The organism is Aeromonas sp. MdU4 (assembly GCF_041929505.1).
Taxonomy (GTDB): Bacteria; Pseudomonadota; Gammaproteobacteria; order Enterobacterales; family Aeromonadaceae; genus Aeromonas.
Map to the genome: position 1 here is coordinate 81,058 of NZ_JBHFMW010000038.1, position 13,415 is coordinate 94,472.

At 58.2% G+C, this 13,415-nt stretch carries 11 protein-coding genes; 3 read left to right on the forward strand and 8 right to left on the reverse strand.

Annotated elements, in window-relative coordinates; all coding sequences use genetic code 11:
• Window positions 1-61: 61 nt before the first annotated feature.
• The 5 genes from rnk to ACE1BR_RS21325 form a co-directional block, all read right to left on the reverse strand.
• Entirely contained in the window at window positions 62-457 is a 396-nt protein-coding gene (gene rnk, locus ACE1BR_RS21305) for a nucleoside diphosphate kinase regulator (RefSeq protein WP_185227373.1), read from the reverse strand.
• Window positions 458-680: 223 nt separating this feature from the next.
• Complete coding sequence (locus ACE1BR_RS21310; protein ID WP_374873804.1) at window positions 681-1,418, reverse strand: substrate-binding periplasmic protein; 738 nt, start codon at window positions 1,416-1,418, stop codon at window positions 681-683.
• Between the two features lie 90 nt (window positions 1,419-1,508).
• Window positions 1,509-2,189 carry a hypothetical protein gene (locus ACE1BR_RS21315; RefSeq protein WP_374873806.1) on the reverse strand — a complete coding sequence of 227 codons (681 nt, stop codon included), beginning with the start codon at window positions 2,187-2,189 and terminating at the stop codon, window positions 1,509-1,511.
• Window positions 2,190-2,241: 52 nt separating this feature from the next.
• Entirely contained in the window at window positions 2,242-3,594 is a 1,353-nt protein-coding gene (locus ACE1BR_RS21320; protein ID WP_374873808.1) for an alkaline phosphatase, read from the reverse strand.
• Window positions 3,595-3,605: 11 nt separating this feature from the next.
• Complete coding sequence (locus ACE1BR_RS21325) at window positions 3,606-5,003, reverse strand: alkaline phosphatase (protein ID WP_374873810.1); 1,398 nt, start codon at window positions 5,001-5,003, stop codon at window positions 3,606-3,608.
• Between the two features lie 332 nt (window positions 5,004-5,335).
• Between ACE1BR_RS21325 and ylqF the strand changes: the two genes are divergently transcribed.
• Window positions 5,336-6,286: a ribosome biogenesis GTPase YlqF gene (ylqF, locus tag ACE1BR_RS21330; RefSeq protein WP_374873961.1), complete on the forward strand. Its 951-nt coding sequence runs from the start codon at window positions 5,336-5,338 to the stop codon at window positions 6,284-6,286.
• 290 nt (window positions 6,287-6,576) lie between these two features.
• On the forward strand, window positions 6,577-7,725 hold the full coding sequence (locus ACE1BR_RS21335; RefSeq protein WP_374873812.1) for an MFS transporter: 1,149 nt from the start codon (window positions 6,577-6,579) through the stop codon (window positions 7,723-7,725).
• 156 nt (window positions 7,726-7,881) lie between these two features.
• On the opposite strand, the gene ACE1BR_RS21340 is transcribed toward ACE1BR_RS21335, so the two are convergent.
• From ACE1BR_RS21340 to dinG, 3 genes are all read right to left on the reverse strand, one after another.
• Window positions 7,882-8,778, reverse strand: a complete 897-nt coding sequence (locus tag ACE1BR_RS21340) for a histone deacetylase (RefSeq protein ID WP_374873814.1) — start codon at window positions 8,776-8,778, stop codon at window positions 7,882-7,884.
• A 90-nt stretch (window positions 8,779-8,868) separates the two neighbouring features.
• Complete coding sequence (locus ACE1BR_RS21345; protein WP_374873816.1) at window positions 8,869-9,528, reverse strand: DUF2057 family protein; 660 nt, start codon at window positions 9,526-9,528, stop codon at window positions 8,869-8,871.
• A 144-nt stretch (window positions 9,529-9,672) separates the two neighbouring features.
• On the reverse strand, window positions 9,673-11,745 hold the full coding sequence (gene dinG, locus ACE1BR_RS21350) for an ATP-dependent DNA helicase DinG (RefSeq protein WP_374873818.1): 2,073 nt from the start codon (window positions 11,743-11,745) through the stop codon (window positions 9,673-9,675).
• A gap of 395 nt (window positions 11,746-12,140) precedes the next feature.
• On the opposite strand from dinG, the gene ACE1BR_RS21355 reads away from it, so the two are divergent.
• Window positions 12,141-13,217, forward strand: a complete 1,077-nt coding sequence (locus ACE1BR_RS21355; RefSeq protein ID WP_374873820.1) for a porin — start codon at window positions 12,141-12,143, stop codon at window positions 13,215-13,217.
• The last annotated feature ends 198 nt before the right edge of the window (window positions 13,218-13,415 follow it).

Sequence of the window (13,415 nt, forward strand, 5' to 3'; positions counted from 1 at the left end):
AGCTTGATCGGGATCAGGCTGTGCGGGCTGACCTCCCGAGTTGGCCTGCCCGCAACCGGGATCAGCGGTGCAGCTCGCCAGCACGCTCCGGCTGATAGACCACATCCAGGATCTCTACTTCAATGGTGCGACCGGCCGGGCCCGGCCAGGCGATGCTGTCACCCACTTTCAAACCGAGCAGGGCACTGCCTACCGGCGCTAGTACCGAGATGTTGCTCTCGTCACCCTTGGCATCGCGCGGGTAGACCAGGGTGAGACAGAACTCGTTGCCGCTGCTCTGCATCTTGAAGCGCACCTTGCTGTTCATGGTGACGACATCGGGCGGCATGTCGGCCGGTTCGCGGATCTCGGCGCGATCCAGCTCCTCTTGCAGGGCCAGGTGCTGCGGATGGTTGCCGAGCAGTTGTTCAATCCGATCCAGATCAAGGCTGGAGATAACGAGATGCGGTTGTTTCATAGGATATTCCTTATCAATAGCTTACAGGGCCAAGCCCACTCACGCAGGCTGGCCATCACAAGGGTGTTGAGAGATCAACAAAGCGCCATGCCCCCAAGCGACTCGCGGCCGAAGGAGCGAGGCGGGGGCTCAGCAGGGTGTGAGCTTATGAGAGGAAATAGTGAATCTTTTCATAGGGCTACCATAACCATTATGGTCAATCTTGGCAACCGCCATTGAGTGACTACTCAGGAGCCTGATAGTTGTATTGGCGGATGATCCGCGCCAGGCTGCCATCTTTGCGCATCTCATCGAGAGTCGCCTGCCAGCGCCGTCCCTCGGAAAACGGGAACTCTCTGCTCGCAGCCACATAGAGCGGGGTTCGCATCAGTGTTTCACCTCTTACCAGCTCATCTGCAGAAAATCCGCCAGTGTGCTGGTTGTAGAGGATGGCATTCCAGGCGGCAACCCAGGCATCGATGCGTCCTCGTTGCAGTTTGTGGGCATTGAGCTCTTCGGTGGCGACGGTTTGACTGGCCAGATTGATCCGCTGCTTGAGCAGGTACTGGCCAAACGAGTAACGGAGGGTACCGACCTTGAGCGAAGGGAGATCCTTCACCTTGAGCGGGTTGGGGTGCACACGGCGATCGGTAACGATGACAAATTCGTCATCAAGCAGCGGTGTGATCCAGTAAAAGAGATGTTCACGCTGGGTGCTGCGCACCGGGGGGATCAGCAGCACATCTTTGCGATGAACGGTTTGGGTGATCGCCCGGGCAAGCGGCATCAATTCGATGGTGAGAGGTTCTCCCAAACGGTTGGCTGCTTCTTTCATGATCTCGATGGCGATGCCGCTGGGCGTTCCTTGCTGGGTGCGAATAACGTAGGGAGGGAGCTCGGCTGCAACCAGCACAATAGCCTGAGCGCTGGTGGTGACCAGTAATAGCAACAGCGTAACCAGTGGCAGGTGGAAAGTGCGCATCAATGTTATGAAGTCGTGAACCAGAGTCTCATGTTCACAGTGTAACATTACTGAGAATGAAATCTTGCCACCTGCCAAGGGGTTGAGAGGTTAGTCGAAGAAATCACGCAAATCGCGCACTTCATAAGCAGCCAGTTGTTGCCAGGGCTTCTGAGTCGGCAGCTTGCGCAGGGTCACCTCCATCCGGTAGCTGCGATAGCCATCGAGGCTCGCCGACTCCACCACCAGCGGCAACTGCCAGCGGCTAGACCAGAGGATACGGGTACGCTGGTTGCCCTCGCGTTTTTCATACCAGCGCGCCTGTTCGGGCGCAGCCTCATTGAGGGGGGTCATCTCCTGCAACAGGGCCGGATTGATGAGGTGGCGGATCCGCGGCCAATCGGGCTTGAAAGCCACCTGACCGTACTCCTCCTCCGGTACCTCCACCAGCTGGTTGTGCCAGCTGTCGGCGTAGCGCAGTTGCAGCATCCCCTGCTGGTCGCGGGTCACCCAGCGCGCTGCCATCTGGTGGGTGAAGTGCTTGTGACCCGGGGTGGCATCGTGGGTGGCGTGATAGGCGCGGGCAAGGGGCAGCGGGATGAGCCGCTGGCTCCACACCTGATCGCCAACTCGCAGCCACTTCTCCTGCCACTGGCTCTCCTTGCTGATGCCGTCGCTGCTGGTCACCCGGTCCTGATAACGAATGCGGGCAGCCAGATCGGGGACTTCATCGGCAAGGAGGGGAAAAGCGAGGCTGCTGGCGAGCAGCCACAACGGAAGTAACAGTCGCATATGGGTTATCGCTCGAACGAGCAGGGCCCGGCGCGATGCCGGGCCTTGTCGTCTACAGGCCGAGCGCCTCCTTCAGCTTGCCGAACACCCGGGTGTTATCCAGCGTCCCCTTGAAGCGGTTGCTACCGGCGCCATCGGCGAACAGCATGACGTCGCCGCCGCCGTGGGTCTCGGAGCCGAGCTTGACCCCGGTCTCTTGCAGGTAGTTGTCCGCCATCACCTGATCGCTGGTGAGGGTGGGGCGCACGTCGGGGCGGTTGGGGCCGTTGCCGAACACCAGAGTGGTGAACGGCTTGCCATCCACGTCGTTCTGGGTCGAGCCATCGCCGCTCTTGACCAGATCCAGCACCTTGTTGCCCTTGGCGGAGTAGCCGTTGATGGTCATGGTGTGGTCATGGTCGGCGGTGACCACGATCAGGGTATCTTTCAGATCTACTTTGCCGAGCGCCGTTTTGACCGCGTCGTCCAGTGCCACCGCGTCGGTGAGCGAGCGCTTGGCATTGGTGCCGTGCAGGGCGTGGTCGATCCGCCCCCCTTCAACCATCAGGAAGTAGCCCTGACTGTTCTGGCTCAGCAGATCGATCGCCTTGGCGGTCATCTCGGAGAGCGACGGCTGGGTATTGGCCGCCCCCTTGGCGACGCGGTCCAGCTCGTAGTCGAGGTGGGACTTGGCGCTGAACAGCCCAAGCACCTTGCCCGAGTTTACGCCAGCCAGATCATCTCTGGTGGTGACGTAGCGATAGCCTTGCGCGGTCAGCTCAGCGGTGAGATCCCGTCCGTCGGCGCGGCCACCCTTGTTGCTGGTGCTGTTGTAGGGCGTCCAGTGGTTGGCGCCGCCCGGTACAGCCTGCTCGGCAATGGCGTAGGCGGCATCCCGATGGCAGATGTGGGAGTAGGTGGCGGCCGGGGTGGCATGGGTCAGCTCGGTGGTGGTGACGGCCCCCACCGACTTGCCCGCTGCCTTGGCCAGCTCGAGAAGGGTGGGCACCGGTTTGCCGTTGTCACTTGTGCAGTTGTTGACGCCCTTGTTGCCGTTGGCATCCTTGCCTGGCGCGACGGCCTTGGTGTCGCTGCTCATGGCGATCACCTCGTTGTTCATCTTGACCCCGGTGGTGTAGGCCGCCATGGAGGGGGCCGAGTCGGTGGTCTGGGCATCGTTGGAGAAGGTCTTGATGCGGGCGCTGCGGGCCAGCTTCATCATCTCCAGATTGCCCTCTTCCCCCACCTTGTAGAGGCGGGTGGCGGTGAGCACGGTGGGGCCCATGCCGTCGCCGATAAACAGGATGACGTTTTTGGCATCGGCGGCCTGTGCCTGAGCCGCGCCGCCGAGGGCGGCCAGCAGGGCCGTGCTGATCAGGGTTTTATGCAGGTTCTGCTTCATGGATTGGTTGATGGCTTTTTTCATGGGAATGCTCCTTACAGTCCGGCCGAAGCCTTGACCTTGCCGAACACGGCGGTGTTATCGAGTGAGCCGTGGAAGCTATCCGCTCCCTGGCCGATGGCGCCGAGGAAGACGTCGGTGCCGCCGTGGGTCTCGTTGCCGATTTCGCCCACCTTGACCACCACCTCCTGGTGATAGTCGTTGGCGGAGACGGTGGCGTCGTCCAGCGGCGCCACGCTGCTGCGCGGCCCGTCCACCCGGTTGTAGCCGTTGCCAAAGCCGATGATGGTGTAGGGCATGCCATCGGCATCCTTGCTCGGCTCGCCAGTTTCGTAGTTCTTCACCAGCCCGAGCACGCCGGGGTTGTCGGCGGTGGTCTTGCCGGTGCGCTTGGCATAACCATTCAGGACTAGCGTGTGGTCATGGTCGGCGGTGACCACGATCAGGGTGTTCTTGAGCTCGGGATCGGTTTTCTTCACCTCGTCGATGGTCGCCTTGATGGCGTTGTCAAAGGCGAGGGTGTCCTGCAGGGCACGCTTGGCATTGGTGTCATGCAGCGCGTGGTCGATGCGACCCCCTTCCACCATCAGAAAGTAACCCTGCTTCTTGTCTTTGAGCTGCTTGATGGCGGCCAGGGTCATCTGGGTGAGGGAGGGCTCGCTGGCGGGACGATCCAGGTCATATTTCATGTGGCTTGAGCCAAACAGCCCCAGCAGCGGCTTGCCCGCCTCGGCCTTGTTCAACTCGTCCAGATTGCTGGCAAACTGGTAGCCCTTGGCCTGCATTTCGCTAATAAGGTTGCGGCCATCCTCGCGCTTGCCCTTGTCTGCCTTGGGTAAGAAGAAACTGCTGCCACCGCCGAGCACCACGTCCACCCCCTCTTTGAGGGCGCTGTTGTAACCGGCACCGCCGGGCACCAGCTGGGCGGCGATGTCGGCTTCCAGATCCCGGTTGCAGAGATGGGCATAGGTGGCGGCCGGGGTGGCGTGGGTCACCCGGGTGGTGGTGACCACGCCGGTGCCGCGACCGGCGGCCTTGGCCAGCTCCAGCAAGGTGGTGACCGGCTTGCCGCCGCTCTTGCTGCAGTTGCTCTCCTGGGTGGCGTCGTTGTCCATGCTGATGACGCCGTTGTTGCTCTTGACCCCGGTCATGTAGGCGGACATGGAGGGGGCCGAGTCGGTCACCTGAGCGTCGTGGGAGAAGGTCTTGATAAAAGCCGTCTCCGGCAGGGTATCGATAGTGAGACTGCCCTCTTCACCGAAGCCGTAGATACGGGCTGCGGTCAGGGTGTTGAGGCCCATGCCGTCGCCGAGGAAGAAGATGACATTGGTAGGCTGGGTGGCGGGCTTGGTCGCCACCGTGTCATTGTCTGATTTGCAGCCGGCGACCAGTACGGTCCCCATTATCACTGCAACTCCTGCCATTTTTCTCATTGGGGTTCGCTCCTTGTAAAACCTGAGCGCAGCCTAGAGGTCGCAGATGACACTTTTAGTGAGAGTGGATGACAATCCGGTGAAAGTGATATCTGAATGTGATGTTGTATCAATCACTTATCTATCAATAACCGCTCTTTGCAGCGCAGCCTGACAAGGTCGGCATGTAGGGGGAAATCTGGCCGGTTTAGCCTCTGCCGACTAGAATGGCCTGTCAAATCGGGGCGGGTGCAGGTAAAATGCGCCCCCTTGCGACGCCCTGCGTCCGCCACCGCTCGCCGCTCGCTTCATTGCAAGCCCGCGCCCGCAGTCCCTAGATGAGAGTAACGGATATGTCCATCAACTGGTTCCCCGGCCACATGCACAAGGCCCGCAAAGAGATTGCCGAGGTTATGCCCCAGGTCGATGTCATCATCGAGATGCTCGACGCCCGCATCCCCTTCTCCAGCGAAAACCCGCTGGTGCCCGAGCTGCGCGGTGATACTCCGGTGATCAAGGTGCTCAACAAGGCGGATCTCGCCGACCCCGAGATCACTGAACTGTGGGTGGCCCACATGGAACAGGAGAAGGGGATCAAGGCATTGCCCCTGACCCAGCAGGATCCGGAGAAGATCAAACAGTTGCTGACCCTCTGCCACGAGATGCTGCCGGAGCGCAATCTGGATCTGCGCGGCGTGCGTGCCATGATCATGGGCATTCCCAACGTGGGCAAATCCACCCTGATCAACACCCTGGCCGGGCGCATCATCGCCCGCACCGGCAACGAGGCGGGGGTGACCAAGTCCCAGCAGCGGATCAAGCTGGAAAACAACGTCATTCTGACCGATACCCCGGGTTTCTTGTGGCCCAAGCTCAACCCGCCCTCCTGCGGCTATCGGCTGGCCATCACCGCGGCCATCAAGGACACGGTATTTGACTACGCCGACATAGCCATGTTTGCCGCTGATTACTTCATCAAGGCCTACCCGGAGCGGATCCAGGCACGCTACCAGCTGAGCGAGTTGCCGGAAACCGAAATCGAGCTGCTGGAGCTCATTGCCCGCCAGCGTGGCTTCATGCGCAAGGGCGGCCTGGCCGATCTGCACAAGGCGTCCGAGATCCTGGTCAACGAATTCCGCTCAGGCATGCTGGGCCGTATCTCGCTGGAGACCCCGGAGATGGTGAGCGCTGAAATTGTGGAAGCTGAGGCCGAGGCCGAACAGAAGGCCAAGGAGAAGGCCGAGCGGGAAGAGGAGCGCCAGGCGCGGGCCCGTCGCAAGTATGCCAAGAAACGTCAGCGATAACCGGCATTAAGCTAGGTGTTAAAGAAGAGGCGACCCTGGGGTCGCCTCTTCTTGTTATGGCGTTCAGGATTGCGGGGATCTAAAGAGGTGGATGTTTAACCGGCTTATTCTCGCCATCATGGCCAAATATTTCGTTAATCAAGAGGATAAGGTTCGTGTTGAGCACTATCTTGTCTCTCGGAAATATCAGGGGACAGCAAGAATTTGCTACCCACTGTCAGTGCCGATTGACAATGGCTTTGGCAGTGGCATGATGCGCTCGAATCTTTACTCTCCTCACGGTTTTACCCATGACCACATACACTCGGCCAGTGCTGTTATTGCTCTGTGGCCTGCTGTTGCTGACCCTCTCCATCGCGGTGTTGAACACCCTGGTGCCGCTCTGGCTTGCTCATGACAATCTGCCGACCAGGCAGGTGGGGATGGTCAGCTCCTCCTATTTCAGTGGCAACCTGCTGGGGACCCTGCTGGCGGGCACCCTGATCAAGCGCTTCGGCTTCAACCGCAGCTACTATCTGGCGTCAGCCCTCTTTGCTGTTGGCTGTATCGGGCTTGGCATCACCCTTGGCTTCTGGAGCTGGCTCACCTGGCGATTTATCGCCGGTATTGGTTGCGCCATGATCTGGGTGGTGGTGGAGAGCGCACTGATGTGCAGCGGCAACGCCCGTAATCGAGGCCGGTTGTTGGCCGCTTACATGATGGTCTATTACCTGGGAACCGTGCTCGGGCAGCTGCTGGTCAGCAAGCTGCCGACCGGCCTGATGGACGTTCTGCCCTGGGCAACCGGGTTGGTATTGGCGGCGATCCTGCCGCTGTTGTTCACCCGCATCGTCAGTGAGCGGAGCGAAGAGCAAGGAACGACCCGGGTTTGGCCGATGCTGCGGTTGCGTCAGGCGCGGCTTGGGGTCAATGGTTGCATCATATCCGGTATGGTATTGGGCTCACTCTATGGTCTGATGCCGCTCTATCTGCATCATCAGGGGGTGAGTGATGCCGGGATCGGTTACTGGATGGCGGTGATGGTGAGTGCTGGCATCATCGGGCAGTGGCCGATCGGCCGTCTGGCGGATCGCTTCGGGCGCCTGCAAGTACTGCGGGTGCAGGTGTTTGTGGTCATTCTGGGCTCGGTGGCGATGCTCGGTGGCGTGGCGATGGGGCCGGCGCTGTTTATTCTTGGCGCGGCTGGTTTCACTCTCTATCCGGTGGCCATGGCGTGGGCCTGTGGGCAGGTTGCACACCATCAGTTGGTGGCGATGAACCAGGCGCTGCTGCTGAGCTACACCATCGGCAGCCTGCTTGGTCCCGCGTGTACCGCGCTGCTGATGCAACGTTACTCGGATAATCTGCTGTTTATCATGATCGCCAGCGTGTCGTTTATCTATCTGCTAATGCTGCTGCGCAGCATGGGTAAACATCCGACGCCGTTGGCCCACGCCTGAATGGGGGTAAGTATCAGGGCATGGCGCCATCCTCTCTTCCCTATGACGGTACAAGGCAATGGAATACAGCTTTATATAAAGCAGAGGCGGCCCCTGGGCCGCCTTGCTGTTATTAGAAACGGTTGTGTTCAGGCGCTGGCAAACAGCGTAAAGGCGCTAACCGTAGTGCTTGTTTGCCTCTTCAAACAGGGACATATGCAGGGGGATCAGCTGCTGCCAGTCGCGCCGGTAACCGCCACCCGGCACGGCTGCAATCGGCAGCCCGTGTCGATGCGCACAGTCAAACACCATTGCATCGCGCTGGCGAATGCCCTCATCGCTTAAGGAGAGGTAGCCAAGCTCGTCGCCATGATGCACATCTACCCCGGCTTGATAAAGGATGAGGTCGGGGGTGTAGAGCCGCAGCGCCAGGTTGAGCGCCTCTGCCAGCGTGGTGAGGTAGGCATCGTCCTCCATGCCGCTTGGCAGGGCGAAATCCATGTGGGAGGCGGGCTTGTGGCGGGGGAAGTTGTGTTCCCCGTGCAGTGAGAGGGTGATGATGTCGCGCCGACCCCGGCACAGGGTTGCGCTGCCATCACCCTGATGAACATCGAGATCGACGATCAGTACCTGCTCGCAGCGACCTTCGTCCAGACAGGTCTGGGCGGCGACCACCAGATCGTTGAAGAGACAAAAGCCGCTGCCAACATCCCGGTGGGCGTGGTGATAGCCGCCGGAGATCTGCAGGCCGCAACCCTGCTCTAAGGCGTGGCTGCTGGCGGCAATGGTTGCCCCCACCGAGCGCAGGGTGCGTTCAATCAACAGGGGGGACCAGGGAAAACCAAGCTGGCGGATGGCGCTTGCATCGAGGGTGCCGACGAGGGCCGCCTCCACATAGGCGGCATCATGCACGCTCTCTATCTGCTTGCGACTGGCGGGCGTGGCCTCTGCCAACGGATAGCCGAGGCTGCCCAGGTGCTCAAACAGCGCCTTATACTTGGCCAGCGGGAAGCGATGGCGCTCCGGCAGGGCCAAGGCGGAGTAGAGGGGGTGGTAGAAGATGCGCAGTGACATGACAGCAGGGCCCTGGCAGATAGGCAGATATGAAAAAGGGGAGCCTGGCTCCCCTTGTCATGCCCGACGATTCGGGGCGAATGGATGCTATTACTGCTGCTGGATCACCCAGATCTGGAAGGCTTTGCGGGTCTCGGTATCGGCCTTGTTGTACCAGTTTTGCAGCTGGGTCAGGGCTTCCGGGTTGCTTTGAGCCTTGCTTGGGGCGACCTGAACCGGCGCACTGGCTGCCGCTATAACGGCAGCGGAGGAGACTGCAACAGACTTGGGCTGGTTGAAGGCTTTGTCCATGTTGATCAGCTCTTGCTGATAGTCACGGGTCAGCTGGAAGCCTTCCACTTTCGGCATCACGAATTGTTCACTGGTTACGGTCTGACCACTGACCTTGTCTTTTAGCGTGACTTTCTGATCTTTGATAAACTGTTTGGCTTCAGTTTCGTTACGAGGCTTTTTGTAGTCGAGCACCAGCTTCTGATTGTCGGCGGCAGTGAAGTTGATCACCAGTGGCTCGGCGGTGACCAGCTTGATTTCGTTACGGCTGGAGTAGTTGCCTTCAAAAGCGATGACCAACTGATGATTGCCTGCAGTGAGCGGGAAACTGCTGGTTTTGTCGAGCAATGCAGGATTGATGGGCTTACCGTCGATCAGCTGGGCAACGTAAGGGGTTGTTACTTCTACCTGGGTATTGGCCAGGGCGCTACCCGCAAACAACAGACCAGCCAGTGCCGGTACCAGAACAGTCAGTTTCATTTCATCTCCTTGAACAGTCAGGCGATTGCCCACTGAAAACAGGGGCTCATTTTTGCAGGTTTGGTTCACTGCGGCAATGGCTCTTTCCGGTGAGTACGGTTCACCTCGTTGTCTTCATTCCTATCAATAACAGCGGCGTAAATTCTATTCGATCCGTCGCGTGAATGGCGGGAGTGCATCTAACAACCCCTTGCCATAGCGCTTGGTTAGCAAGCGTCGGTCGAGAATGGTGACGCGGCCCCGATCAGCCTCTTTACGAATGAGGCGACCACAGGCTTGAATCAGTTTTCGCGATGCCTCCGGCACCGTTAGCTGCAGGAAGGGGTTGCCGCCCCGCTGCTCGACCCACTCGGCGGTGGCCTCCTCAACGGGTGAATTGGGTACCGCAAAGGGGAGCTTGGTGATCACCAGATTGGTGAGATAGTGACCTGGCAGATCCAGTCCCTCCGAGAAGCTGCCGGTGCCAAACAGGATACTGGCTTGGCCGCCATCGCATTTCTGTTTGTGCAGGGTGAGCAGGGCGTTGCGGGAGGCCTCGCCCTGTATCAGCAGTGACAACCCTTTGGCCCGCAGTCCAGCGGCTACTTCATTCATCTGTCGATAGGAGGAGAAGAGCACCAGGCTTGCCTCCTTGCCCGCCAGGATCCGCGGCAGCACGCTGATGAGCTCATTGGTAAAGGCTGGCGAGTTGGGTTCATGCTCCATCTTGGGTAGATAGAGTTCGGCTTTCTGATACTCAAAGGGGGAACGCAGGCGCAGGTAACGAGTACCATCGTGCTCTTTAAGCCCCACCTGATGGCGGAAATAGCTGAACGAGGAGAGTGCGGTGAGGGTGGCCGATACCAGCACGGCGCCGAGACATTTTGACCAGAGCCACTCCTCCAGCAGATAGCCTACCTCGATAGGTGAGGCGTGTAGCCAGATATCGCCATCGTCGCTTTTGGCCATCCAGCGAGCGAGCGGTGTTTTACCTGCCGGAATATGACGCCCCAGCATCTCCCACAGAGCGCAGAAACTCTCCAGCCGCTGCAAGTGAAAGCCACTTTCGGCCAGCAGAGGCTCGGCCTCTTTGCGCCGGATCTCGCCATCTTTCAGTGCCTCACCAATGGCGCCTTGCATCCGGTCAAGAGCTCGCAGCGCCTTCTTGCTCGACTCCTTGAGGTTTTCCGCCAGCATCGGCAGGGGGTCTGGCAACACCCCTTCGGCGAAGCGGTAGTGGGGTTCAGTGCCAAATAGTCGATCATTGGCGCTGAGCCACTGTTCGACCGCCTTCAGGTCGGGCTGGATGGAGGCCAGCGCATCCTGCAGTTTAAGCTGGGGGTCGAGCAGGCTCTCCTTATTCAGTGTCCGTGCCAGCTTGCCTGCGCTTTGTACCAGCTTCTCCAGCCAGCGGCGCGAGCCTTTGACGCTGGCCGAGGCCGCACCGTGATCCCGGGCAATAGTGGGCAGGTGATGGGCTTCATCCAGCACATAGATACACTCGTCGGGGGGCGGCAGAATGATCCCCCCGCCCATGGTGAGGTCTGAGAGTAGCAGCGCATGGTTCACCACCAGTACATCTGCACTGTCCATATCGTTGCGGGCGCGGTGAAACGGACAGTGCTGGTGATGGCTTAGCGCCTTGTTACAGGTGTGGCGATCGGCGGCGATACGATCCCAACAAAGGTCGGGAATGGGCTTGGGCCAGTTGTCCCGATCACCATCCCACTTACCTTCCGTGTAGGCTTGCCATAGCGCCTGATAGCAACTTTTGTCGGCGTCTGACGGCTTGTGTTTGCTGAGGCTGCCGAAGTCGAATTCGAAGTTGGCCATCTCGCTACCGCTGGCAGCCTGTTCCAGCAGGTGCTCGCAGCAGTAGCGCTGGCGCCCCTTGACCAGCATGAAGCGAAACGGCAACTCGCTGTGGCGGTGATAGAAGGGGAGATCCTTGTGGATCAGTTGCTCCTGCAGGGCCACGGTGGCGGTGGAGATCACCAGCTTCTTCTGGGTCAGTCGAGCCACCGGAATGGCGCCCTGAGCGTAAGAGAGGGATTTACCGATACCTGTTCCGGCTTCGGCTACCAGAATACGGCGCTGTTTGTCATATTCCCCGGTCAGGGTTTTAGCTATCTCTGCGACCAGAAAATTTTGCTCTTTACGGGGCACAAAGCCGGGCAATCCATCAGCAATCTGACGATAGGTATGACGAATAGTTGCTTTGAGTCGAGTTGAGAGCATGCAGGGGAGCCGGTTTGAGAGTTGAACGAAGAGTAAGGATACCTGCAACCCCTCCTTGAGGTCGAGGCAGACGCCATTATCACGTCAGTTTGACGCTGATCAGACCACTTTGGTTGTTTATCAGGGAGTTAGCGAATAACGCGTACAAGTAGGACTTTTTGAGTCTCAAAAGGTGGGGAAATTGACTGTAAACGTTTTCCTTTAACCTTGTCGCTAGGTGAGACTTGGCTCACATTTTTATCTCCGTGACTATGGTTTCCATAAAAAGTTCCAAGTTTTTTCATTGCGGTTCAAAAAATCCGGTGCTAGTCTCGGCGGCATAGTGATGCAAAGAACATCGCTAACACAGGGAATAACAACAACTTAGTGTTTAATTACAGTAGGCATTGGAAACTATGAAAAAGACAATTCTGGCTATTGCTATCCCGGCTCTGTTTGCATCTGCCGCTAACGCCGCAGTGATCTATGACAAAGACGGTACCAACTTCGACATTTACGGCCGTGTACAGGCTAACTACTACGGTGACCACGACTCTTCTGACGCTGAACTGGTTGGTGCCTCCCGTCTGGGCTGGTCCGGCAAGATCGCGCTGAACAACACTTGGTCTGGGATTGCCAAGACCGAGTGGCAAGTTGCTTCCGAAAACAGCGACAACATCAACAAAGGCACCACTGCTACCAAAGGTGAGAGCACCGGTGGTAAGTTCGAAGCTCGTCACATCTACGTAGGTTTTGACGGTACCCAGTACGGTAAGATCATTTTCGGTCAAACCGATACCGCTTACTACGATGCTATCGCTGCAACCGATATCTTCAACGAGTGGGGTAGCGAAGGTAACATCTACGATGGTCGCCAAGAAGGTCAGATCATCTACTCCAACAGCTTCGGCGGCTTCCACGGTAAATTGTCCTACCAGACCAACGATGATGCTGTAACTTCCGTTAAGGATGTTGGCTCCAACACCATCAGCAAGACTGTTCAAGATGTCAAACTGAACCAGGGTTACGGCGCTGCGGCTGGCTACAAGTTCGACTTCGGTCTGGGCTTTGATGCTGGTTACAACCGCTCTGATCTGGAAGCGACTGCTGACCGTGCCGGTGTATTCACCAAAGGCAACAAGTTTGAGAAATCTGACTGGGCTATCTCTTCCAACTACGCTATCAATGGCTTCTACTTTGCTGCCATGTATAACGAAACTGACCTGAAGAACAAGGTTAATGGCAACAAGCACGAAGGTAAAGGCTATGAACTGGCTGCTACCTATAACGTAGATGCCTGGACCTTCCTGGCTGGTTACAACAAAGAAGAGACTCGTGCTCCGGGTGCTTCTTACAAAGATTCTATCGATGCCACCCTGCTGGGCGTGCAGTATGCGTTCACTTCCAAGCTGAAGGCATACACCGAGTACCGCATCGAAGGTATCGATGACAAAGATGACCAGTGGACTGTTGCTCTGCAGTACAACTTCTAATAAGTTGCACAAGAGTAATGCCCTAGCTTGAGTCTTTGACCGAGCAACGAATGGCCGAGATAATATCTCGGCCATTTTCTTTTTGACGGTGTCTACCGTTTCGTTATTAGGACCGGTCAATCGGCCTGATAGCCGTTCTGCGGTCATCGTTGGCGAATCACCTGTCCCGGCTAATCTATCCTGCTTCCTGCTTCCTGC

What these genes read in the sequence shown, in the direction of transcription:
- rnk (WP_185227373.1), bottom strand. Translation starts at nt 457, where the DNA reads ATGAAACAACCGCATCTCGTTATCTCCAGCCTTGATCTGGATCGGATT.
- ACE1BR_RS21310 (WP_374873804.1), bottom strand. Translation starts at nt 1,418, where the DNA reads ATGCGCACTTTCCACCTGCCACTGGTTACGCTGTTGCTATTACTGGTC.
- ACE1BR_RS21315 (WP_374873806.1), bottom strand. Translation starts at nt 2,189, where the DNA reads ATGCGACTGTTACTTCCGTTGTGGCTGCTCGCCAGCAGCCTCGCTTTT.
- ACE1BR_RS21320 (WP_374873808.1), bottom strand. Translation starts at nt 3,594, where the DNA reads ATGAAAAAAGCCATCAACCAATCCATGAAGCAGAACCTGCATAAAACC.
- ACE1BR_RS21325 (WP_374873810.1), bottom strand. Translation starts at nt 5,003, where the DNA reads ATGAGAAAAATGGCAGGAGTTGCAGTGATAATGGGGACCGTACTGGTC.
- ylqF (WP_374873961.1), top strand. Translation starts at nt 5,336, where the DNA reads ATGTCCATCAACTGGTTCCCCGGCCACATGCACAAGGCCCGCAAAGAG.
- ACE1BR_RS21335 (WP_374873812.1), top strand. Translation starts at nt 6,577, where the DNA reads ATGACCACATACACTCGGCCAGTGCTGTTATTGCTCTGTGGCCTGCTG.
- ACE1BR_RS21340 (WP_374873814.1), bottom strand. Translation starts at nt 8,778, where the DNA reads ATGTCACTGCGCATCTTCTACCACCCCCTCTACTCCGCCTTGGCCCTG.
- ACE1BR_RS21345 (WP_374873816.1), bottom strand. Translation starts at nt 9,528, where the DNA reads ATGAAACTGACTGTTCTGGTACCGGCACTGGCTGGTCTGTTGTTTGCG.
- dinG (WP_374873818.1), bottom strand. Translation starts at nt 11,745, where the DNA reads ATGCTCTCAACTCGACTCAAAGCAACTATTCGTCATACCTATCGTCAG.
- ACE1BR_RS21355 (WP_374873820.1), top strand. Translation starts at nt 12,141, where the DNA reads ATGAAAAAGACAATTCTGGCTATTGCTATCCCGGCTCTGTTTGCATCT.